Origin of the sequence: Pseudomonas sp. NPDC089422 (genome assembly GCF_044749405.1) — a bacterium.
Lineage (GTDB): Bacteria > Pseudomonadota > Gammaproteobacteria > Pseudomonadales > Pseudomonadaceae > Aquipseudomonas.
In genome coordinates this window covers 434,657-455,082 of record NZ_JBIVHW010000002.1, presented here as the reverse complement: position 1 = coordinate 455,082, position 20,426 = coordinate 434,657, and the positions used below count along the sequence as shown (strand labels likewise).

Below are 20,426 nucleotides of genomic sequence, written 5' to 3'. Positions count from 1 at the left end.
TTTTGGGGCTGCTTTGCGGCCCCAGCAATCTCTCAGACCAGCTCCGCCCGCTTCAGCTCACTCTTCAGGTAGGCGTAATAGACCGGCCCCGCCACCACCCCCGGCAAGCCGAACGCCGCCTCGAACACCAGCATCGCCAGCAACAGCTCCCAGGCCTTGGCACTGATCTGCCCACCGACGATCTTGGCGTTGAGGAAGTACTCGACCTTGTGGATCACGATCAGGTAACCCAGCGCCGCCGCCGCCACCCAGATCGACAATGACATGCCGACGATGGTGATCAGGGTGTTGGACATCAGGTTGCCGATCACCGGCAGCAGCCCGAGCAGGAAGGTCAGCACGATCAGCGTCTTGGTCAGCGGCAGGTGCACGTCGAACAACGGCATCACCACGGCGAGGAAAATGCCGGTGAACGCGGTGTTGAGCATCGAGATCTTGATCTGCGCGAAGACGATGTTGCGAAACGCCTGCACCAGCAGGTTCAACCGCTCGAACAGGGCCGCAGCCAAGGGCTTGCGCCGGGAAATGTCGGGGATGCGCTGCAGGGCGATGATGGCACCGAGGATCATGCCGATCAGCAGGGTCACGAACATGTGCGCCATGCCCTTGCCCACCAGCTGCAGGTCGCTCAGGTGGCTCTTGATCCAGTCACCGATGGCCACCTTGAACTCCGCCGCGCTGGCCGGCAGGTAGGCTTCGATGAACGGCGGCAGCTGACTGCGAGCGCGTTCGACCAAAGTCATGAACTTGTCCAGCGAGGCACCGGGGTTCTCGGCTTCGTGCAGCAGGAAACTGAAGGCACCGGCAATCAGAAGAGTCAGGACGCTGACTACCAGCACCCCCAGCAGCGCCACCGCCAACCAGCGCGCACGCTGCCCGGCGATCAGCGGCTGCAGGCGCGGGGTGAGCATGTTCACCAGCTCGAACACCAGCAGGCCGGCCAGCAGGCTCGGCAGCAACTTCAGGGGCAAAGCCAGCAGCAGACCGGCCATGACGATGATCAGGCTGGCCAGGGTGATCTGACGGGGGGTGAAAGTCATACAGCCTCGACGGCAGACGGCGGGAATGCCCGCAGTCTGCCAGCCTTCAGGACACAGGCATAGGCGCAGGTCACTTCTTCTTCAGGCAGTCGCTCATGTACGCCTTGCGTTCGTCACCTTTGAGCGCCTTGGTGGTGGCATCGGCGTTGCAGGTCTTCATCTTGTCTTGCTGAGACTGCGGCACGTCCTTTTTCAGGCAGGTGCTCATGAACGCCTTGCGTTCATCGCCCTTGAGGGCCTTGGCCGTGGCGTCGGCGTTGCAGGTTTTCATCTTTTCCTGTTGTGCCGTGTTGGCGGCGAATCCTTGCGCGCTGAACAGCACAGCCAGCGCCAGCAGTGGCACGTGCAACATCTTCATGGAGTGGTCTCCTTGGCTCCGCGCCCGATGCACGGGGTCAGGCTGAGTGTAGACAAGAATTCTTACACACCATGCCGGGCCTGGCGCCGGTACTGCTCCGGCGTACAGCGGGCCTGGCGCTGGAACATGGCAATGAATGCCGACGCGCTGCTGTAGCCCAGGTCAAAGGCAATCGCCTGGATCGGCTGCCCGGCCTCCAGGGCCTCGATGGCGCGCAGAAAGCGCAGACGCAGGCGCCATTCGCCAAAACTGATGCCCAGTTCGCGCAGGAACTGGCGGGCCAGGGTGCGCTCGCTGACATGCACCCGTGCAGCCCAGTCGGCCAACGGCCGGTTGTCGCCGGGTTCGGCGGTGAGGGCATCCAGCACCTTGCGCAGGCCCTCGTTGTGGGAGAAGGGCAGGTAGCAGGTCTGGGTCGGCGCCTGGTGCAGTTGGTCGAGCAATACCTGCACCAGGCGCTGGTCACGTTCATCCTGCGCCACCCGCAGGTCGCGGCGGGCGAAGTCACCGAGGATGGCCTTGAGGATGTCGCTGATGATCAGGCTGCATGGCTGCAACGGCAGCTCAGCGCACAGGCTGCTGTCGAGATAGACCGAACGGTAGACGATGGCCTGGGGGTTGTAACAGCCATGCTCGGTACCTGGCGGCACCCACACCGCATAGTGGGGTGGCGAAAGGAAGCGCTGGCCCGCGACATCCAGATGCATCACCCCGTGGGCGGTGTAGTTGAGCTGGCCCCAGGCATGGCGATGGGGCGCACTGTGGGTGTCGGCGCCGAATTCGTCATGGCGGAAGTACACCGGCGCCGGGAGTCGGGCGAATTGTGGGATGTCGAGGTATTTGCGCGGCATGCTGTCTGCTTCGTGGGGCAGGTTGTCTGGATGGAAGTATAGGCTTATGAACAGACAACCGATAATGAGCCTCCATGAGGGCCTGCCTTTCAGCCCCAGCCAAGCCAAACGAGTAACCGCTCCATGAACTACCTGTTCCCTCTCGTCGCCATCCTGATCTGGGCCGGCAATACCGTGGTCACCAAGATGTCGGCCGGCGCCATCTACCCTGCCGAAATCGGCTTCTACCGCTGGCTGCTGGCCGGCGCACTGTTCACCCCATTCTTGCTGCCCGCCGTGTGGCGCAACCGTGCGACCATCCGCCCGCACCTGGGCAAGGTGGCCATCCTCGGCGTGCTGGGCATGGCCGTGTACCAGAGCCTGGCGTACTTCGCCGCTGGCATCACCAGCGCCACCAACATGGGCATCATCCTCTCGCTGATGCCGCTGATGTCGCTGGCACTGTCCATCGCCTGGCTGGGCCAGCGCCTGAGCTACGGGGCCCTGGCAGGCGCTGTGGTGTCATTCGTCGGCGTGCTCGAGGTGGTCTCCGCCGGCCAGCCCGGTACCTTGCTGGAACAAGGCTTGAACAGCGGCGACCTGCTGATGCTGGTGGCGACCCTGGCCTACGCGCTGTACAGCTTCCTGCTGAAGAAATGGCAATTGCGCCTGCCACCGTTGCAGCTGCTGTACCTGCAGGTGCTGGTGGCCATCCTGGTGTTGCTGCCGCTGTTCCTGCTTTCGGACAAGACCGGCCTGAACGGCCACAACATCGGCCTGGTGCTGTACGCCTGCGTGCTCGCCTCGATGATCGCGCCGCTGGTGTGGATGCAGGCGGTGCATCGCCTGGGGCCAAGCCGTACCACGTTGTTCTTCAACCTGCTGCCGGTGGTGACCGCACTGATCGCTGCGGTGGTCCTCGACGAACAACTGGCCAGCTATCACCTGACCGGTGGTTTGCTGACCTTGGTCGGGGTGATTCTGGCCGAGCGCTGGACCACGCCGGTACGCCGCTAGAGCCCGGCCGCCTTGAGCCGCGCCGCATGTTCGGTGAACAGGCGCAGCGGCTCGGCGCCCTTACCCACGGCACCCAGCTGCTGGTTGACGATGTCCAGGTGATCGAGCGGGTAGTCATCGCCGATCACCTGCCCCAGGTGCGAGCTGAAACGCCCGACCATGCCGTCGCAATGGCCCTTCTCCTTGACGAAACCGCGCGCGAACAGCCGGCAGAAGCGGTTGCTGCCGTCGAAGCGGTTGCGTCCCTGGTCGGTCAACCCCGGCTGCAAGGTGCCGGACCAGGAGTAGTAGCGCACGCCGTTCACCTCATACGCACCCTCCCCGCCCCAGGTTTCCGGCAACCCTTGTGGATAAGCCTGGTTGAACAGGGCCACGCCAGCGCTGGTCAGGGCCTGGTGCGAAGCATGCACGTCGACCGGCAGCGGGTCGCGCCGCCAGCCGGTTTCCAGCCATACCAGCAACACCGCCAGGCCGTGCAGGATGGCCTTGAGCAAGCGCCCCTGGGGTGAATCGCCTGGCGCCTTGCGCTCAAGGTGATCGGCCAGTTCCGAGCCATGGTTGGGGCCCGCCACCGAAGTGACCGAGGCCACCCGATCCGGCCGTTTGGCCGCTGCATAACGTGCGTTCAGCGCCCCCTGGCTGTGACCGATGAGGTTGACCTTGGCCGCCCCCGTGCGCTGGCAGATGTCTTCGATGATCGCCAGCAACTGCTCGCCCCGCACCTCGTTGGAGTGCAGCGGCGAGACCTGCACCGGGAACACCTGCGCGCCGCCCTTGCGCAACGCTGGCACGATGCCGAACCAGTATGGATAGAGCAGCACCCGGACAAAGCCGAGCATGCCCGGCACCAGCACCAACGGGTATCGCGTAGCCAACTCCTGCGGCATGGCTTGAGCCCCTTTCCGTGGACGATGGGCCAACACTAACGCTGCTTCGATGACCATCGCAATCGAACTCCCGACGCGCTGTGTGGTTCCAAACCAGAACAGACCCTTTGCAAGGAGCGGGACCATGTACAAGCAGACCCTGGCAATTCTTCTGGCAAGCGCCGCCCTGGCCGCCTGCAGCAGCCGCCCGGAAAACCCGGTGGACTACGTCACCTACCGCGACGAGCCGCTGGTCAAGCAGGTGGAAAACGGCATGACCATGCAGAGGGTCATTGCCATCGGGGGCAGCCCGTCGAACGCGATCGACCTGCCACACGGGGGTACCTGCAACGACTACATCCTCAACCGCGACGGCCACCAGCAGCCGTACTACGTGCGCTTCGACGCCACCGGCCATGTCGATGCCAAGGGCTTCAAGACCTGCAAGCAACGAGAAGCGGACAGCAAAGCCGCCCATGGCGCTTGAACCATCCGCCCGCCGTGACCACCCGTCCTGATCTGTTTGGAGACAATCATGAGCAACGTTGAACTGACCGATGTGCAAACCCTGCGCAAGCGTGCCCGCCAGCACGTCGAGCAAGGCGCGGTGACCGAGGGTTACCACGCCGACCGCGAGCAAATCCTGCGGCTGCTCAACGAGTCGCTGGCCACCGAACTGGTCTGCGTGCTGCGCTACAAGCGCCATTACTTCATGGCCAGCGGCATCAAGGCCAGTGTCGCGGCCAGCGAATTCCTCGAGCATGCCAATCAGGAAGCCGAACATGCTGACAAGCTGGCCGAACGCATCGTGCAGTTGGGCGGGGAGCCCGACTTCAACCCGGATAACCTCACCAAGAACTCCCATGCGCAATATGTGGCGGGCAGTTCGCTGAAGGAGATGGTGCTGGAGGACCTGGTGGCAGAGCGGATTGCGATCGACAGTTATCGCGAGATCATTCAGTACATTGGCGATAAAGACCCGACTACGCGGCGGATCTTCGAAGACATCCTGGCTCAGGAAGAGGAACACGCCGACGACATGTCCGACCTGCTTCAGGGGCTGTAAGTGCAGGGGGCGCTTTGCGCCCCCAGCTATTTCTGCTTTTTCACCGCAGCCGGCGCCTTGCCGGCTTTCATCTGCTGCAGCAATGGCGTGCACTGGTTGGGCTCATCACCGCTGCTGGGCGCCACCAGCGCCAGCAACCCGGCAGCCGGCCCGGCAACCACGCCTAAAGCAACCATCCCCGCCCCACGCAGCGCCAGCGGCACCGCCTGCACCCCGGCACTCGGTTTGGCAAACGGCCCGCGCACATACAGCGGCGAACGCAGCGAGAACAACCGCAGCCCCTTGGATTCCGGGGTGACCTTCAAGTCCAGCTGCTCGCTGGCAAAGTTGGCTGTACCGTTGATGTAGATGATCGCGTTCTCGGTATCGAAGATGAACAACCGCGTGGTCGCCAGTCCGTCCTTGATCCCGACATCCGCCGCCGCACAGTTGATCTTCACATCCTCGTCGCCGAACAGCTTGCCAACCACGTAGTTGCCGACATTGAGCCCGGCGATCTCCATCAGACTGCGGCTGATGGCGCCATCATTGATCAGCATGCGCAGGTTGCCATTGGCCGTGCCCAGCAACGCCGCCACCGAGTTGCCACGGCCACTGAGGTCGGCATCGCCGTTGAGCTCGCCGAAGCTGGTCTGCATCGGCGCGAAGCTGGGGAACAGCTGCTTGAGCTTGAAGCCACGCGCCGTCAGCTGGGCGTGCCCCTGCAGCGGCACGTTGCGGCCGTCCAGGCGGATGTTGGAGGCCAGGTTGCCACCGGCCACGCCAAAGCGCAGCGGCTCCAGGCGCAGCAGGCCGTCGTCGAGGATCACGTGGGCGGACAGGTCGTTGAAGGGCAGTTTTTCGCTGTGCACGATGCGCTTGCCGGCAAAGGTGACGTCGGCGTCCATGGCCCGCCAGCGCTCGGTGCGGAACTCCTCGACCGGCAGCACCTTGTCGGCCGGCTGCTTGCTGGCACCGCCACGGGCTTTCTGCTCGGCATTGGAGTCGGCGCCGATCAGCGGGGCCAGGTCCTTGAACAGCAGCTGGTTGGATACCAGGTTGCCAGAGAGCTTGGGCCGTGGCTGGCTGGCGACGAAGGCCAGGTCGCCATGGATGTCGCTGTCGCCGATCTTGCCGTTGAAGCCCTGGTAATTGAAGGTCGCGCCTTCGGCGGCATGCAGGTTGGCGCTGAGCCGGCCGTCGGTGGAATAGGCCGGGGTGTCGGGCAGCGTCACGCCGGTCAACGGGTAGAGGTTGCCCAGGCTGGCACCGGACAGGCGCAGGCGCAGGTCCAGCGCGCCGAGGTTACGTGGGTCGGTCAGGGTACCGGCGAGCACCACATGAGTATCGGCAATGCGCACGTCGGCCTGCAGCGGGAACGGCTGGCTGGCGTCCTGCAGCGCCAGCAGGCCGCCGATCTTGCCGGTACCGGACACTGGCTGGCCCTTGTAGCGGCCCTGGGCCTTGAGCCCAAACGCGTAATCCTGGGCGCCTCCAGCCTTTTCGGCGTTGGCCTTGCCGACGATGTCACTGAAGGGGATCGGTTTGCCGAGCGGGTCGATCTGCACCTTCATGCTGGTTTTCAAGGTCTGGTCATCGAAGCTGACATTGCCCTGGTCGAAGCCGATGGCTCCGATGTCCAGCTGCCACTTGGACGGTGCCTCGTTTTCATCCTTGGGGCCGAAGTCGAAGGTCCAGTTGGCGCGGCCATCGGCCAGGCGCTTGAGGCTGGCGGTGGGTTTGGTCAGGTCAATGCGCGGGATGCTGATCTGCTGGAACACCAGCGGCAGCGGCGCCAGGCGGAACTCCACGCGCTCCAGGCCGACCATCTGCGGCTCCTTGAGCCAGTCAGGGTTGCCCAGGGTCAGGTCTTCGGCAATGAAGTGCGGCCACGGCACCCAGGCGCGCCAACCGCCTTCTTCCGGCTCGGTGCGCCAGTGCACGGCGAGGTTGCCATTGATCGCGAAAGGCCGGTGCAATGCCTCGGAAACCTTCTCGTTGAGCAGCGGCTTGACGCGGTTCCAGTCGAAGGTGGCGATGATCACCACCAGAATCGCCAGCAGGGTCAACAGGGTGGTTAAGGTCCAGACGAGGATTCTGGCGGGACGCGTCATTGCGTGATTCTCCTGACGGCATGGCACAAAGCAGGCGTAACGATGGCACTCAAGATCTCGGACTGATGAAAACCCGCTGGGTTTTATCGGAGACGGCCATGATAGCGAGTTTTTTCAGGTTTCCTGCTCGGGTTTTGGCCGTGCAGCGGCACTTGTGTTACCACTACCCATTACTGGCAAAAAGCCGTACACCATGGCGAAACAGCTGGAATAGAGCCTTCCTGAGACGCTATCAATACCGTCGATTGTTACCATTACCCGTATGAACTTCTCTCTGGCGTCACCGGGCGTAGCATTGGCTTCGTACCCACTTTCCAGCCCCCGAGAGGAGCACCGAATCATGAAACGCACCCTGCTGACCCTGACCCTGTCGATCCTTGCTGCCAACGCCTTCGCCCTGCCAGCTGCCGATCAGCACCTGAGCGCCGAAGCACGCTCCAGCGCTGCTGAAATCGCCCAACCGCTCAAAACTGTTGCCGAAGGTGGTTCAGATCGTCTGATCGAACGTTCTGGCCGTGTTGCCGAAGGTGGCTCGGATCGCCTGATCGAACGCTCTGGCCGTGTTGCCGAAGGTGGCTCGGATCGCCTGATCGAACGCTCTGGCCGTGTTGCCGAAGGGGGTTCGGACCGTCTGATCGAACGCTCTGGCCGTGTTGCCGAAGGGGGCTCGGATCGTCTCATCGAACGCTCTGGCCGTGTTGCCGAAGGTGGCTCGGATCGCCTGATCGAACGCTCTGGCCGCGTAGCTGAAGGTGGCTCGGATCGCCTGGTTGCAATCAGCCACGTGAGCTGATCGCCATGGCCGAAAAGAACAACCTCTGTCACACGGCTTGCTCCCCTCCCAGCCCGGTCCATTGACCGGGCTTCGTTTTTTTATCTAGAGTGCCCAGCCTTAACGTCACAGAAGCCCACCCATGCTGCCGCGCGCCGAACAGAAGCTACAGACCCGCCAGGCCCTGCTGGACGCCGCCTGCCAGCTCATGGAGAGCGGCCGTGGCTTTGGCAGCGTGAGCCTGCGCGAAGTGGCCAAGGCAGCAGGCATCGTGCCTACCGGCTTCTATCGGCACTTTTCCGACATGGACGCCCTGGGCCTGGCCTTGGTGGCCGAAGTCGACGCCACATTCCGCCAGACCATCCGCCTGGTACGGCACAACGAATTCGAGCTCGGCGGCATCACCGATGCTTCGGTGCGCATCTTCCTCGACGTGGTCGCCGCTCACCGCGCCCAGTTCCTGTTCCTCGCCCGCGAGCAGTACGGCGGCTCGCAAGCCGTGCGCCAGGCCATCGCCCGCCTGCGCCAGGACATCAGTGACGACCTGGCCACAGACCTTGCGCGGATGAAGCGCTGGCAGCACCTGGACAACGCCGCGCTGGCGGTGATGGCCGACCTGGTGGTGAAGACCGTGTTCGCCACCCTGCCGGAACTGATCGACAGCCCGGAGCCGGGTTATCCACAGGTGCTGAGCGCCCAGGAAAAGATCACCCAGCAACTGCGCTTCATCTTCGTCGGCGCGCGCCACTGGCAAGGCCTCGGCAACCCACAACCCTAGTTCTGCTACCATGGCGCCCTGCCCGAAAGCGACGAGCGCCGACATGCCCAACCCCCGCCCCACCCTGCCCGAACTGGCCCGCTTCAACCAGCACTTCGCCGAACGCATCGTGCCGCTGTGGCAAGGGCCTGGCTGGAACGCCGACATGGCCCTGCCCTACGAGGCCCTGGACGCCCAGCACCGCCCGTTGCCGGTGCAGCGCTACCGGGCCATGGCCTGTGCTCGCCAGCTTTACCTGTTCAGCAGCCGCATCGAGCAACCGGGTGCGGCCGAGCGGGCGGCGGCGCTGTTCCGTTCGCTGCAGAAGCACTTCCACGATGCCGAGCATGGCGGCTGGTTCTACAGCATCGACGCCGAGGGCAAGCCGCTGGACCGGCGCAAGGACCTCTACACCCACGCGTTCATCGTGTTCGCTTGCGCGCACTACTGGGGCAAAGTCGGCGAAGGGCTGGTGGAAGCCACCCTCAATGCCGCGCTGGAAGTGATCGACGAGCAATTTGCCCGGGATGATGGCCTGTATGAAGCCAGCCTCGGCGAAGACTGGGCCGACCTCGGCAGCGGCCCGCTGCAGAACCCGCAGATGCACCTGGCCGAGGCCTTCCTGCAAGTACTGGCGGTACGCGAGGACGAGCACGTGCAGCAATCGCTGCTGCAACTGTGCACAGCCCTGCAAGAACACTTCATCGAGCCGCAGCATGGGTTGATGCTTGAGAAACCCCGAGGGTCTGTGGATAACTGGTTCGAGCCGGGGCATCAGTTCGAATGGTTCTACCTGCTGGAAACCTCGCCGCTGCTGCGCGGGACCGCGCTGCATGCCTCCATCGAGCGGGCCTTCGGTTTTGCCGAGCTATGCGGGGTGAACCATGCGGCCGTGCTGGCCATGCTCGATGTGGAGGGCAACGTGCTCGATGCGACCCAGCGAATCTGGGCACAGGCGGAATACCTGCGGGCACTGGTGTTGCGCCCGGGGAACGAGGCGAAGCTGCTGGTCCAGCTGAAGGCGATGGAACAGCAGTTCCTGCATGCCGGTGGCTGGTATGAGTGTCGCGATGGTGAAGGGGCGGTGAGCCGGCATGACATGCCTTCGACGACGCCCTATCACCTGGCTACTTGCCTGGAAGGCCTGCAACGCCTGGCCTGACACCGCCCCTGTAGCAGGGCCTCGGATCAGCCCTTGGCCGAACGGTCGATCGAGAACCCTGCCCAGTCCTGGCTCACCGGCATCAGCTCGAGGCTGTTGATGTTGATGTGCGCCGGCTGATTGAGGATCCAGAAGATGGTCTCGGCGATGTCCTGCGGCTGGATTGGCTCGGCGCCAGCATAAGTGGCATCGTACTTGGCCTGGTCACCGCCGAAACGCACCAGCGAAAACTCGCTCTCGCACAGCCCCGGCTCGATGTTGCTCACCCGCACGCCAGTGCCGCGCAGGTCGCAACGCAGGCTCAGCGAGAACTGGCCGACGAAGGCCTTGGTGCCGCCATACACGTTGCTGCCCGGGTACGGGTAGTTGCCCGCCACCGAACCCACGTTGAGGATCGACGCGCCGCGGCCGTGGGCGATCAGGCGTGGCAGCAGCAGGCGGGTGGTGTACATCAGGCCCTTGATGTTGGTGTCGACCATGGTCTCCCAATCGTCCAGGCTGCAGTTCTGCGCCGCATCCACACCCAGCGCCAGGCCGGCATTGTTGACCAGGCCGCGAATCTTCTCGAAGCCGGCCGGCAGGCTAGCGATGGCCTGCTCCATGGCCTTGCGGTCACGCACGTCGATAACCAGGCCGTGCACTTCGGTCTTGGCCGACAGTTCGGCACACAGGGCATCCAGGCGATCCTTGCGACGGCCGGTGAGTACCAGCTTCCAGCCGGCTTCGGCGAAGCGGCGGGCGGTGGCCTCGCCAAAACCGGACGTCGCGCCAGTGATGAATACGGTGGATGTCATGCTCTGTTCCTCACGGTAGGTTTTCATCGACAGCTTTGCAGCATGCCCGCGCCGAGCGTTGGCAGCAAGCCGTCAGGGCCGCTGTTCATTTTTTGTTCATATGCGCAAAACCCTTGCGGCAGAGGGCTCGCCGCCAGCTATGCGCATGTTATCCACAAGGCTTTCCCCACGGATTGGGGGCAACTTGTCCATTGCGCGGAACCCTTTCAGCCTGTCGTGGTCGGTTGATATCTTTCACGTGATGGCGCAACGCTTTCAAGCATGCCGCCTGCAGCGGACTGTCCAAGGCTTTCCCACAGACTTATCCACAGACTTTGAAGCACCTTTCGCAGCGGTTGAACTGTGCAGAAAATGCGTGTGAAATCATCCACAAAGGGCAACTGTTCAAATTTTGACCAGAGCCTTGCAAGTGTTGAAAATAAAGGGCTAGAGCGAGGTGCCACCATGTTTTCCACAGGCGGTTCCACATTTATCGTGGAAAAGATTCAACCTGTGGAAACAAGGGCTTGCGAGGGGATTGTCGAGTGGGTCGAGAAAGATATGCGACAAGTTGTCCACATTTGAAGCGGGGGCTGCCAGGCAACCCCCGGATGCAACTCAATGCCCGCCAAGATAGGCGTTGCGCACCTCTTCGTTGACCAGCAGCTCCTGGCCCGTCCCGCTCATGCGAATCTGCCCGTTGACCATCACATAAGCCCGGTCCGACAACTTCAGCGCATGGTTGGCGTTCTGCTCCACCAGGAAGATGGTCATCCCGCTCTTGGCCAGTTCGCGCAAGGTCGCGAAGATCTGCTTGACCACGATCGGCGCCAGCCCCAGCGATGGCTCGTCAAGCAGCAACAGCTTCGGCCGGCTCATCAGCGCCCGGGCAATGGCCAGCATCTGCTGCTCGCCACCGGACATGGTCATGGCGCGCTGGTTGCGCCGCTCCTTCAGGCGCGGGAACAGTTCGAACATGCGCTGCATGTCTTCAGTCGCGTATTTGTCGCCGATGGGGATGGTCCCCATCATCAGGTTCTCCTCGACGGTCATGTCGGGGAACACCCGGCGCCCTTCCGGCGACTGGGCGATGCCGTTGGAAGCGATGTAGTGCGACGACTTGCGGGTGATGTCGGTGCCTCGGTAGACGATATGCCCAGACGCCGCCCGCGGCTGCCCGAAAATAGACATCAGCAGGGTCGACTTGCCGGCACCGTTGGCACCGATCAGGCTGACCGTCTCGCCTTCATTGATGTGCATCGACACCTTTTTCAGCGCCTGGATCGGCCCGTAGAACACGTCCAGTTCCTTCAGTTCGAGAATGGGTGCACTCATACCAGTTCCTCTTCGTCGGCACCCAGGTAGGCGGCGATCACCGTCGGGTTGTGGCGGATTTCCTGCGGGGCGCCTTCGGCGATCACGTTGCCGTGGTCGAGCACGACGATATGGTCGGAAATGCTCATGACCATGCCCATGTCGTGTTCGATCAACACCACGGTGATGTCGTGCTCGTCGCGCAGCACGCGGATCATCCGGCTCAGGGCCTCGGTCTCCTGAGGGTTGAGGCCGGCAGCCGGCTCGTCCAGGCAGATGATCTTCGGCCGCGTGCACATGGCCCGGGCGATTTCCAGGCGGCGCTGCTGGCCGTAGGACAGCTCACCCGCCAGGCGGTTGGCGCAGTCGACCAGGTCGACCACTTCCAGCCAGTAGAACGCGTGGTCCAGGGCGTCGCTCTCGGCCTTGCGGTAGGCCTTGGTGTTGAGTACCCCGGCCAGCAAGTTGCGGTTGACCCACATGTGCTGGGCCACCAGCAGGTTTTCCACCACCGACATTTCCTTGAACAGGCGAATGTTCTGGAAGGTCCGCGCCAGGCCTGCGCGGTTGACCAGGTGGGTACCGCCGAACATCTTGTAGTACAGACGGTTGGCAAAGCGCGCAGGCGACACGAAATCCGCCGCCTGGAAGCGCTCGCCAAGCAGCTGGATGACGTTGGTGTGGCTGCCGCGCACGTTCAGCTCGATGCGCCCGCCACTGGCCTTGTAGAACCCTGTCAGGCAGTTGAACACGGTGGTCTTGCCGGCACCATTGGGGCCGATCAGGGCGAAGATCTGGTTACGCTTGACCTTCAGGCTGACGTCGCTGAGCGCCTTGATGCCGCCGAACTGCATCATCAGGTTGTCGACCGAGAGAATGATTTCGTCGCTCATGGCGCCACTCCTTTACGCGGGGTCACACCGGTACGGCTGATGCGGATCAGCCCACGCGGTCGCCAGATCATCATCAGCACCATCAGCACGCCGAACAGCAGCACGCGGTATTCCGAGAAGCTGCGCAGCAGCTCCGGCGCCACGGTCAGCACGAACGCCGCGATCACCACGCCGACGGTCGAGCCCATGCCGCCGAGCACGACGATGGCGAGGATCAGCGCCGACTCGAAGAAGGTGAACGAGGACGGGTTGACGAAGCCCTGGTAGGTGGCAAAGAACACCCCGGCCAGGCCTGCGGTGGAAGCACCGAGGGTAAAGGCCGAAAGCTTGACCAGCACGTGGTTCAGGCCCATCGAACGGCAGGCGATCTCGTCTTCGCGCAGTGCTTCCCAGGCGCGGCCGACCGGCATGCGGGTCAGCCGGTGCTTGATGTACAGCACCGCCAGCACGACGATGAACAGCACGGCATAGATGAACACGAACTTGAGGTTGGCGTTGTAGTCGATGCCGAGGAACTCGTGGATCGGCACCCCGCCGTCCTTGGCCCTGCGGCCGAATTCCAGGCCGAAGAAGGTCGGCGACGGCGCCGGCATGCCGTTCGGGCCACCGGTGAACGACAGCCAGTTGTTCAGCACCAGGCGGATGATCTCGCCGAAGCCCAGGGTCACGATCGCCAGGTAGTCACCGTGCATTCGTAGTACCGGGAAGCCGAGGATGCACCCCGCCAGCGCTGCGGCGATGGCCGCCAACGGCAGCACGCTCCAGAAGCCCAGGCCGAGGTATTGATAGCCCAGCGCCAGGCCGTAGGCACCGATGGCGTAGAACGCCACGTAGCCCAGGTCGAGCAAGCCGGCGAGGCCGACCACGATGTTCAGGCCCAGGCCCAGCAGTACGTAGATGAGGCCGAGGATGACCACGGTCAGCAGGTACTTGTTGGCGAACACCGGGAAGATGATGGCGATCACCACCAGCGCCGGGATGATGTAGCGCAACCGCGACTTGTAGTCCGGCGAGTTGACGTGCACGCCCGACCCGCCGCTGTCGAAGCCTTCGAGCATGCGCCGGCCGGCGGGGGTCTGCACGTAGAGGCTGAGCAGGAAACGCCCGAGCATCACCCCGCCGACCAGCCACGCCACCCGGCGTGGTTCGGCGTTGAAGGTGTAGCCGTCGAGGACCACACCGACGATCGGGCCGAAGACGATGAGCGCCAGCAGGCCGGCGACGATGGTTTCGAGCAGGCTGCGCTTGATATCGAAACCTTTGGTTTCAGAGGCAGAGGCAATCTTGGCAATCGACATGTTCACACCTTAGCCACGAGCGGGCGACCCAGCAGGCCTTGTGGGCGGAAGATAAGGATCATCACCAGCAGCGAGAAGCTGAACACGTCCTTGTAGTCGGAGTTGATCAGGCCAGAGAACAGCGACTCGGAAATCCCCAGGATGATCCCGCCGAGCATGGCGCCAGGCAGCGAACCGATGCCGCCCAGTACTGCGGCGGTGAATGCCTTGATGCCGATGATGAAGCCGGCGTAGAAGTCGAAGGTGCCGTAGTTGAGGGTGATCAGCACGCCGGCCAGCGCGGCCATCACCGCACCGATGACGAACACGTAGGAAATCACCCGGTCGGTGTTGATGCCGAGGATCGAGGCCATCTTGCGGTCTTGCTGGGTAGCGCGGCACATGCGGCCGAGCTTGGTGTACTTGATCACATAGGTGAGCAGGCCCATGCCGACGAAGGCTGCCACCAGGATGAAGATCTTGGTGTAGGTCAGTTGCACGAAGCCGGTGCCGACTTCGATGCGCATGGCGCCTTCGAGCAGGGTCGGCACGCCTTGCTGGCGGGCGCCCTGGCTGATCTGTGCGTAGTTCTGCAGGATCAGCGAGATGCCGATGGCACTGATCAGCGGTGCCAGGCGTGTGGAGTTACGCAGGGGTTTGTAGGCGATGCGCTCGATGGTGAAGCCATACACGCCCGTGACGACGATGGTGAACAACAGCGTGCCCAGCATCAACAGGGGGAACGACTCGATACCGAAGTAAGCCAGCAATGCCAGGCTGATCGCCGCGAGGTACGCGGAGATCATGTACACCTCGCCGTGCGCGAAGTTGATCATGCCGATGATGCCATAGACCATTGTGTAGCCGATGGCGATCAGGCCATAGACCGACCCGAGGGTCAGGCCGTTGACCAGTTGCTGCAGGAAAATACCATCCATAACGCAATCTCACCTGAGCGAGACTGCACGAGCGCTGACTACTACAAGCCACGGATGAAGCGGCCCCAGCAACGCAGAACCGTGCACGTCTCCGAATAAGGACAGGTACCGCAGGGGCAATGGCCCGGACGGGCGTCCGGGCCAGGTGCCGTTATTATTTTTGTTTTTCCAGCTGGTGGTACTTGCCGTCCTTGTCCCACTGGTAGACCACGTAGTCGGAGACGGTCAGGTCACCCTTGCTGTCCCACTTTTTCTCGCCCATGACGGTTTTGACCGGGTTGGCCTTGAGCCACTTGGCGGCGTCTTCGCCCTTGTTCGACTTGGCGCCGTTGAACGCAGCAGCCAAGGCCTGCAGCGAAGCGTAGGCGTACAGGGTGTAGCCTTCAGGCTCGGTGCCGGCCTTGCGGAACTCTTCCACCACCGCCTTGCTGTCTGGCAGCAGGCGCGGGTCGGCGCCGAAGGTCATGTACACGCCATCGACGTACTGGGCGCCGCCGGCGGTGGACACCAGTTCATCGGTAACGATGCCGTCATCGGACATGAACTTGACGTCCTTCAGGCCCTGCTCGCGCAGCTGGCGCACCAGCGGGCCGGCTTCCGGGTGCAGGCCACCGAAGTAGACCACGTCGGCACCGGCAGCACGGATCTTGGTGACCACAGCGCTGAAGTCCTTCTCGCCACGGGTCAGGCCTTCGTACAGCACCGGCTTGACGCCGCGCTTCTCCAGCTGCGCCTTGGTCGCATCGGCCAGGCCCTGGCCATAGGTGTCCTTGTCGTGCAGCACCGCGACCTTCTTGCCCTTGAGCACGTCGACGATGTAGTCACCGGCGACGATACCCTGCTGGTCGTCACGGCCGCACATGCGGAACATGGCGGAAAGGCCGCGTTCGGTGACCTGCGGGTTGGTGGAGCCTGGGGTGATGGCGATCACGCCGGCTTCGTCATACACCTCGGAGGCCGGGATGGTGTTGGAGGAGCAGAAGTGACCGACCACGCCGATCACCTTGTCCTGGTCGACCAGGCGGTTGGCCACGGCCACGGCCTGCTTGGGCTCGCAGGCGTCATCGCCTTTCACCAGGACGATCTTCTCGCCATTCACGCCGCCAGCGGCGTTGATCTTGTCGGCCGCTGCCTGCGCACCTTTCATGTACTGCTCGCCAAACGCTGCGTTAGCCCCGGTCATGGGGCCCGCGACGCCGATCTTGACGTCGGCCTGAACATACGAAGAAACACCCAGTGCCGTCGCTACGGCCAGGGCCAGAAAACCTTTCTTGTAAAACGTCTGCGACATGAGGTGGTGCTCCTAGAGTTTTTTTAGTGTGGCACTACAACTTCTCAGCCCTGTGCTCAGAGCAAGGGCCGTGCCATCGGTTTTGTCTTCCGGGAAAACACACTGCAAAGGTCGCCCCCTGGCGACCGACGGCCTTTTCTTTATTGAGCGTGCAACCGTCTGCCATGGGGCAGGCGCCACCACACGTACAGACAAGGAGCAACCGTCGCGTGCCATCATTGCAACCCCGGCAAGTGTTTACGTGCAACCGCCCTGTAACAGTGGACGTCACCGAAGTGCACACCGCTGGTGCGCAACTGCTACAGGCCGCACTGTTTCAAGGCTAGCTGGTGCACGGAAAAACCACCTGTTTTGGCTATTACGCGGCCTCCGTGGGAGCGGGCTTGCCCGCGAAGAGGCCGGCCCAGACACAACAAGTCTCAAAAGACTGGCACAATGTCCTCCATTCGCCGCTTCTGGAGCCCCCTTTGATGAGCGAGAGCGCATTCGCCGAGCGCATCGTGCACAACCTGCTCGACACTGACTTCTACAAGCTCACCATGATGCAGGGCGTGCTACACAACTACCCGGACGCCGACGTCGAATGGGAATTCCGCTGCCGCAACGGCGAGGACCTGCGCCCCTACCTTGGCGAGATTCGCCATCAGCTTGAACTGCTCGCCGACCTGACCCTGGATGATGGCCAGCCGGCCTTTCTCGAGCGCATCAGCTTCCTCAAGCCCGACTTCCTGCGCTTTCTGCGCCTGTTCCGCTTCAACTTGCGCTATGTGCGCATCGGCATCGAGAACGACCAGCTGTTCCTGCGCCTGAAAGGCCCATGGCTGCACGTGATCCTGTTCGAAGTGCCACTACTGGCCATCATCAGCGAAGTGCGCAACCGCCACCTGCACCCACGCATGCGCCTGGCCGAGGCCCGTGATCAGCTGTACCGCAAGTTCGACTGGCTGCGCGCCCACGCCAGCGACGACGAGCTGGCCGAGCTGCAGGTGGCCGATTTCGGCACCCGCCGGCGGTTTTCCAGCCGCGTACAGGAAGACGTGGTGCGTGTACTGCGCGACGACTTCCCGGGCCGCTTCGTCGGCACCAGCAACGTCGACCTGGCATGGAAACTGGATATCAAGCCACTGGGCACCATGGCCCATGAATGGATCATGGCCCACCAGCAGCTCGGCCCGCGCCTGATCGACAGCCAGATCGCCGCACTGGACTGCTGGGTCCGCGAGTACCGCGGCCTGCTCGGCATCGCCCTGACCGACTGCATCACCATGGATGCCTTCCTCAACGATTTCGACTTGTACTTCGCCAAGCTGTTCGACGGCCTGCGCCATGATTCGGGCGAGCCGGTGGCCTGGGCGGAAAAGGCCATCGCTCATTACCAGAAGCTGGGTATTGACCCGATGACCAAGACCCTGGTGTTCTCCGATGGCCTCAACCTGACCCGCTCGCTGGAAATCTTCCGTGCCCTGCGCGGTCGCATCAACGTCAGTTTCGGCATCGGTACCAACCTCACCTGCGACATCCCCGGTGTGGCACCGATGAACATCGTGCTTAAAATGACCGACTGCAACGGCTCGCCGGTGGCAAAGATCTCCGACGAAGCCGCCAAGACCCAGTGCCGCGACGAGAACTTCGTCGCCTACATGCGACACGTATTCAAAGTCCCCAGCAAGGAGTAACCCATGCAAGCGGTTCAGCAAGAGATTGCCCAGGCGCTGAAGGTACAGCCGCCGTTCGCCGACGCCGCTGCGCTCGAGGCCGAAGTCGCCCGGCGCGTTGCGTTCATCAAGGACTGCCTGGCCAATGCCCGGCTCAAGACCCTGGTGCTGGGCATCAGCGGCGGCGTCGATTCACTGACCGCCGCCCTGCTCGCCCAGCGCGCCGTCAACGAACTGCGCGCCGAAACCGGCGACAAGGCCTACACCTTCATTGCCGTGCGCCTGCCGTACCAGGTGCAGCATGACGAGCACGACGCCCAGGCCTGCCTGGAGGTGATCAAGGCCGATGAAGTGCACACCGTCGACATCGCCCCGGCCGTGCGCGCACTGGCAGCGGAAGTGGTGGAGTTGAAGAACGGCTCGCCGACCTTGGTGGACTTCGTGGTCGGCAACGTCAAGGCACGCACCCGCATGGTTGCCCAGTACACCATCGCCGGTGCCCGCGCGGGCCTGGTGATCGGCACCGACCACGCTGCCGAGGCGGTGATGGGCTTCTTTACCAAGTTCGGTGATGGTGCCTGCGACCTGGCGCCGCTGAGCGGGCTGGTGAAGAACCAGGTGCGGGCGATCGCGCGCAGCTTTGGTGCGCCGGAATCGCTGGTGGAGAAGGTGCCGACGGCGGACCTGGAAGACCTGGCGCCGGGCAAGCCGGACGAGGCGTCCCATGGTGTGACCTACCAGCAGATCGATGCCTTCCTGCATGGGCTGCCGGTGGATCAGCAGGCGTTCGACATCATCGTCGCCACCTACCGCAAGACCCAGCACAAGCGCGAACTGCCTTTCGCCCCGTGAAAACGACCGGGGCCGCTATGCGGCCCCGGTTTTCACTGCATGCTTACTTGAGCGTGACAGTACCTTTCATCATCGAGATGTGGCCAGGGAACGAGCAGAAGAAGCCGTACTTCTGATCAGCTGCCAGCTTGGATACATCGAACGTCAACTTGTCTGTCTCGCCAGCACCAATGATCTTGGTATGGGCGATGACACGCTCGTCACCGGCCTTCAGGTAGTTCTTCTCGATCCCAGCAGCCAGGCCGTCGGTAGCGATCGGCTGCATGTCAGCTTCCTTGCTGATGACCACGTTGTGACCCATGACGTTCTTCGGCAGGCTGCCGGAGTGGGTCAGGTTGACGGTGAATTCCTTGCAGCTCTTGTCGACAACGATGTCCTTGGTGTTGAAGGACATCTGGTCGGTCGAGTCGACGGTCACCGAACACTCGGCTGCGAAGACGGAGGCGCTGGCGAGGGTCAGCAGGGATACCGCTACAGCTTTCGCAAACATCATGAATCTCCTTGGCAGGGTTTTATCAATTGCGAGACTGCCTGAAACCGTTCAGCCCCCTGCTGATATGGGTCAAGGGGGTGTCAAGTGGCCAGCCAGTTGAATTGTTCAATGGATTGTATACAACCAATCTAAGGGCACATCATGCCCTTTTAATGGACGATGGGACAACCTCTCATTTAGGAGCAATCGCAATGTCCCTCGCAAGTTTCATGAACAGCCTGCTCGCCGCCTACGCCCACGGGGCTACGGGGGCCAGCTGCGAATTTTCCCGACCGGAGTGAAACCGGCATTGGAGACGTCAGACTATTCGCTTTAACCTGTCAGCGATATGACTGGAGAAGCACGATGTCTGTACGTTCCGTTTGTGTGTTCTGTGGCGCCAGTATCGGCGCCAACCCCGCCTACCGTGAAGCGGCCGTTGCGCTTGGCCAGGCCATTGCCCGTCGCGGCCTGACCCTGGTTTATGGCGGAAGTGCGGTCGGCCTGATGGGCACCGTCGCTGATGCGGCCATGGCGGCTGGCGGCGAAGTGATCGGGATCATTCCCGAAAGCCTGATGAGCGCCGAGATCGGCCATAAAAGCCTGAGCCGTCTGGAAGTGGTCGATGGCATGCATGCGCGCAAGGCACGCATGGCCGAGCTGAGCGATGCCTTCATTGCCCTGCCGGGTGGCCTGGGCACGCTGGAGGAGCTGTTCGAGGTGTGGACCTGGGGGCAACTGGGCTATCACGCCAAGCCGCTGGGGCTGCTCGATGTGAATGGCTTCTACGAGAAACTGGGCGGGTTCCTCGACCATATCGTCGAGGAAGGCTTCGTGCGACCACAGCATCGGGCCATGTTGCTGCTGGCGCAGCAGGCGGATGAATTGCTGGACGGGATGGAGCGGTTCGAGTCGCCGGTGTTGCCCAAGTGGGTCGACAAGAAGCCTGATTGAAGGCTGAGATCCTGGGACCGCTGCGATGGGCCGCAAAGCGGCCCCC

Annotated in this window: 21 protein-coding genes; 9 read left to right on the top strand and 12 right to left on the bottom strand. The window is 62.9% G+C overall.

The window, feature by feature from the left end:
• Positions 1-32 precede the first annotated feature (32 nt).
• The 3 genes from ACIPZ8_RS05725 to ACIPZ8_RS05715 all read right to left on the bottom strand — a co-directional run bounded on the left by ACIPZ8_RS05725 (position 33) and on the right by ACIPZ8_RS05715 (position 2,249).
• Positions 33-1,040, bottom strand: a complete 1,008-nt coding sequence (locus ACIPZ8_RS05725) for an AI-2E family transporter (RefSeq protein ID WP_400720307.1) — start codon at positions 1,038-1,040, stop codon at positions 33-35.
• Between the two features lie 70 nt (positions 1,041-1,110).
• Positions 1,111-1,398, bottom strand: a complete 288-nt coding sequence (locus ACIPZ8_RS05720) for a PsiF family protein (protein WP_400720305.1) — start codon at positions 1,396-1,398, stop codon at positions 1,111-1,113.
• A 62-nt stretch (positions 1,399-1,460) separates the two neighbouring features.
• On the bottom strand, positions 1,461-2,249 hold the full coding sequence (locus ACIPZ8_RS05715; protein WP_400720303.1) for an AraC family transcriptional regulator: 789 nt from the start codon (positions 2,247-2,249) through the stop codon (positions 1,461-1,463).
• Between the two features lie 123 nt (positions 2,250-2,372).
• On the opposite strand from ACIPZ8_RS05715, the gene ACIPZ8_RS05710 reads away from it, so the two are divergent.
• The gene (locus tag ACIPZ8_RS05710) at positions 2,373-3,245 is read left to right on the top strand and encodes a DMT family transporter (protein WP_400720301.1); all 873 of its coding nucleotides are present in this window, start codon (positions 2,373-2,375) and stop codon (positions 3,243-3,245) included.
• Here the strand turns inward: ACIPZ8_RS05710 and ACIPZ8_RS05705 are convergent.
• Complete coding sequence (locus ACIPZ8_RS05705; RefSeq protein ID WP_400720299.1) at positions 3,242-4,132, bottom strand: alpha/beta fold hydrolase; 891 nt, start codon at positions 4,130-4,132, stop codon at positions 3,242-3,244. The genes ACIPZ8_RS05710 and ACIPZ8_RS05705 overlap by 4 nt on opposite strands.
• A 124-nt stretch (positions 4,133-4,256) precedes the next feature.
• Here ACIPZ8_RS05705 and osmE point away from each other — a divergent pair, with 124 nt between their 5' ends.
• Both osmE and ACIPZ8_RS05695 read left to right on the top strand, forming a co-directional pair.
• On the top strand, positions 4,257-4,598 hold the full coding sequence (gene osmE / locus ACIPZ8_RS05700; RefSeq protein ID WP_400720297.1) for an osmotically-inducible lipoprotein OsmE: 342 nt from the start codon (positions 4,257-4,259) through the stop codon (positions 4,596-4,598).
• Positions 4,599-4,646: 48 nt separating this feature from the next.
• Positions 4,647-5,177: a bacterioferritin gene (locus ACIPZ8_RS05695; protein WP_400720295.1), complete on the top strand. Its 531-nt coding sequence runs from the start codon at positions 4,647-4,649 to the stop codon at positions 5,175-5,177.
• A gap of 26 nt (positions 5,178-5,203) precedes the next feature.
• Here ACIPZ8_RS05695 and ACIPZ8_RS05690 read toward each other — a convergent pair whose 3' ends face one another.
• Entirely contained in the window at positions 5,204-7,270 is a 2,067-nt protein-coding gene (locus ACIPZ8_RS05690) for an AsmA family protein (RefSeq protein ID WP_400720293.1), read from the bottom strand.
• Between the two features lie 340 nt (positions 7,271-7,610).
• On the opposite strand from ACIPZ8_RS05690, the gene ACIPZ8_RS05685 reads away from it, so the two are divergent.
• The 3 genes from ACIPZ8_RS05685 to ACIPZ8_RS05675 all read left to right on the top strand — a co-directional run bounded on the left by ACIPZ8_RS05685 (position 7,611) and on the right by ACIPZ8_RS05675 (position 9,961).
• On the top strand, positions 7,611-8,063 hold the full coding sequence (locus ACIPZ8_RS05685; RefSeq protein ID WP_400720291.1) for a phage infection protein: 453 nt from the start codon (positions 7,611-7,613) through the stop codon (positions 8,061-8,063).
• 121 nt (positions 8,064-8,184) lie between these two features.
• Positions 8,185-8,820 carry a TetR family transcriptional regulator gene (locus ACIPZ8_RS05680; protein WP_152956971.1) on the top strand — a complete coding sequence of 212 codons (636 nt, stop codon included), beginning with the start codon at positions 8,185-8,187 and terminating at the stop codon, positions 8,818-8,820.
• Between the two features lie 43 nt (positions 8,821-8,863).
• Positions 8,864-9,961, top strand: coding sequence for an AGE family epimerase/isomerase (locus ACIPZ8_RS05675; protein WP_400720289.1), 1,098 nt, complete (start codon positions 8,864-8,866; stop codon positions 9,959-9,961).
• Positions 9,962-9,987: 26 nt separating this feature from the next.
• Here the strand turns inward: ACIPZ8_RS05675 and ACIPZ8_RS05670 are convergent, their stop codons facing one another.
• The 6 genes from ACIPZ8_RS05670 to ACIPZ8_RS05645 all read right to left on the bottom strand — a co-directional run bounded on the left by ACIPZ8_RS05670 (position 9,988) and on the right by ACIPZ8_RS05645 (position 16,447).
• Complete coding sequence (locus ACIPZ8_RS05670; protein WP_294332680.1) at positions 9,988-10,755, bottom strand: SDR family oxidoreductase; 768 nt, start codon at positions 10,753-10,755, stop codon at positions 9,988-9,990.
• Positions 10,756-11,352: 597 nt separating this feature from the next.
• The gene (locus tag ACIPZ8_RS05665; protein WP_103445872.1) at positions 11,353-12,069 is read right to left on the bottom strand and encodes an ABC transporter ATP-binding protein; all 717 of its coding nucleotides are present in this window, start codon (positions 12,067-12,069) and stop codon (positions 11,353-11,355) included.
• The gene (locus tag ACIPZ8_RS05660) at positions 12,066-12,941 is read right to left on the bottom strand and encodes an ATP-binding cassette domain-containing protein (RefSeq protein WP_085676784.1); all 876 of its coding nucleotides are present in this window, start codon (positions 12,939-12,941) and stop codon (positions 12,066-12,068) included. Before ACIPZ8_RS05660 ends, ACIPZ8_RS05665 begins: the two co-directional genes overlap by 4 nt.
• Positions 12,938-14,239: a high-affinity branched-chain amino acid ABC transporter permease LivM gene (gene livM / locus ACIPZ8_RS05655; RefSeq protein ID WP_400720286.1), complete on the bottom strand. Its 1,302-nt coding sequence runs from the start codon at positions 14,237-14,239 to the stop codon at positions 12,938-12,940. Before livM ends, ACIPZ8_RS05660 begins: the two co-directional genes overlap by 4 nt.
• Before the next feature lie 2 nt (positions 14,240-14,241).
• The gene (locus ACIPZ8_RS05650; RefSeq protein WP_054887845.1) at positions 14,242-15,156 is read right to left on the bottom strand and encodes an ABC transporter permease subunit; all 915 of its coding nucleotides are present in this window, start codon (positions 15,154-15,156) and stop codon (positions 14,242-14,244) included.
• A gap of 154 nt (positions 15,157-15,310) precedes the next feature.
• Positions 15,311-16,447, bottom strand: a complete 1,137-nt coding sequence (locus ACIPZ8_RS05645; RefSeq protein ID WP_085676782.1) for a branched-chain amino acid ABC transporter substrate-binding protein — start codon at positions 16,445-16,447, stop codon at positions 15,311-15,313.
• A gap of 470 nt (positions 16,448-16,917) precedes the next feature.
• On the opposite strand from ACIPZ8_RS05645, the gene pncB reads away from it, so the two are divergent.
• A complete protein-coding gene (gene pncB / locus ACIPZ8_RS05640) occupies positions 16,918-18,123 on the top strand; it encodes a nicotinate phosphoribosyltransferase (RefSeq protein WP_400720284.1) in 1,206 nt (401 codons plus the stop codon).
• 3 nt (positions 18,124-18,126) lie between these two features.
• Positions 18,127-18,954, top strand: coding sequence for an ammonia-dependent NAD(+) synthetase (gene nadE / locus ACIPZ8_RS05635; RefSeq protein WP_400720282.1), 828 nt, complete (start codon positions 18,127-18,129; stop codon positions 18,952-18,954).
• 43 nt (positions 18,955-18,997) lie between these two features.
• Here nadE and azu read toward each other — a convergent pair whose 3' ends face one another.
• A complete protein-coding gene (gene azu / locus ACIPZ8_RS05630) occupies positions 18,998-19,444 on the bottom strand; it encodes an azurin (protein ID WP_261942484.1) in 447 nt (148 codons plus the stop codon).
• Positions 19,445-19,792: 348 nt separating this feature from the next.
• On the opposite strand from azu, the gene ACIPZ8_RS05625 reads away from it, so the two are divergent.
• On the top strand, positions 19,793-20,380 hold the full coding sequence (locus ACIPZ8_RS05625) for a TIGR00730 family Rossman fold protein (RefSeq protein WP_400720280.1): 588 nt from the start codon (positions 19,793-19,795) through the stop codon (positions 20,378-20,380).
• The last annotated feature ends 46 nt before the right edge of the window (positions 20,381-20,426 follow it).

Bases quoted from the DNA above. Each gene is read 5' to 3' on its own strand.
- ACIPZ8_RS05685 (WP_400720291.1), top strand. From the start codon at position 7,611: ATGAAACGCACCCTGCTGACCCTGACCCTGTCGATCCTTGCTGCCAAC.
- ACIPZ8_RS05715 (WP_400720303.1), bottom strand. From the start codon at position 2,249: ATGCCGCGCAAATACCTCGACATCCCACAATTCGCCCGACTCCCGGCG.
- ACIPZ8_RS05675 (WP_400720289.1), top strand. From the start codon at position 8,864: ATGCCCAACCCCCGCCCCACCCTGCCCGAACTGGCCCGCTTCAACCAG.
- ACIPZ8_RS05725 (WP_400720307.1), bottom strand. From the start codon at position 1,040: ATGACTTTCACCCCCCGTCAGATCACCCTGGCCAGCCTGATCATCGTC.
- ACIPZ8_RS05690 (WP_400720293.1), bottom strand. From the start codon at position 7,270: ATGACGCGTCCCGCCAGAATCCTCGTCTGGACCTTAACCACCCTGTTG.
- azu (WP_261942484.1), bottom strand. From the start codon at position 19,444: ATGTTTGCGAAAGCTGTAGCGGTATCCCTGCTGACCCTCGCCAGCGCC.
- ACIPZ8_RS05720 (WP_400720305.1), bottom strand. From the start codon at position 1,398: ATGAAGATGTTGCACGTGCCACTGCTGGCGCTGGCTGTGCTGTTCAGC.
- ACIPZ8_RS05695 (WP_400720295.1), top strand. From the start codon at position 4,647: ATGAGCAACGTTGAACTGACCGATGTGCAAACCCTGCGCAAGCGTGCC.
- ACIPZ8_RS05665 (WP_103445872.1), bottom strand. From the start codon at position 12,069: ATGAGTGCACCCATTCTCGAACTGAAGGAACTGGACGTGTTCTACGGG.
- livM (WP_400720286.1), bottom strand. From the start codon at position 14,239: ATGTCGATTGCCAAGATTGCCTCTGCCTCTGAAACCAAAGGTTTCGAT.
- pncB (WP_400720284.1), top strand. From the start codon at position 16,918: ATGAGCGAGAGCGCATTCGCCGAGCGCATCGTGCACAACCTGCTCGAC.
- ACIPZ8_RS05645 (WP_085676782.1), bottom strand. From the start codon at position 16,447: ATGTCGCAGACGTTTTACAAGAAAGGTTTTCTGGCCCTGGCCGTAGCG.
- ACIPZ8_RS05625 (WP_400720280.1), top strand. From the start codon at position 19,793: ATGTCTGTACGTTCCGTTTGTGTGTTCTGTGGCGCCAGTATCGGCGCC.
- ACIPZ8_RS05670 (WP_294332680.1), bottom strand. From the start codon at position 10,755: ATGACATCCACCGTATTCATCACTGGCGCGACGTCCGGTTTTGGCGAG.
- ACIPZ8_RS05710 (WP_400720301.1), top strand. From the start codon at position 2,373: ATGAACTACCTGTTCCCTCTCGTCGCCATCCTGATCTGGGCCGGCAAT.
- osmE (WP_400720297.1), top strand. From the start codon at position 4,257: ATGTACAAGCAGACCCTGGCAATTCTTCTGGCAAGCGCCGCCCTGGCC.
- ACIPZ8_RS05705 (WP_400720299.1), bottom strand. From the start codon at position 4,132: ATGCCGCAGGAGTTGGCTACGCGATACCCGTTGGTGCTGGTGCCGGGC.
- nadE (WP_400720282.1), top strand. From the start codon at position 18,127: ATGCAAGCGGTTCAGCAAGAGATTGCCCAGGCGCTGAAGGTACAGCCG.
- ACIPZ8_RS05660 (WP_085676784.1), bottom strand. From the start codon at position 12,941: ATGAGCGACGAAATCATTCTCTCGGTCGACAACCTGATGATGCAGTTC.
- ACIPZ8_RS05680 (WP_152956971.1), top strand. From the start codon at position 8,185: ATGCTGCCGCGCGCCGAACAGAAGCTACAGACCCGCCAGGCCCTGCTG.
- ACIPZ8_RS05650 (WP_054887845.1), bottom strand. From the start codon at position 15,156: ATGGATGGTATTTTCCTGCAGCAACTGGTCAACGGCCTGACCCTCGGG.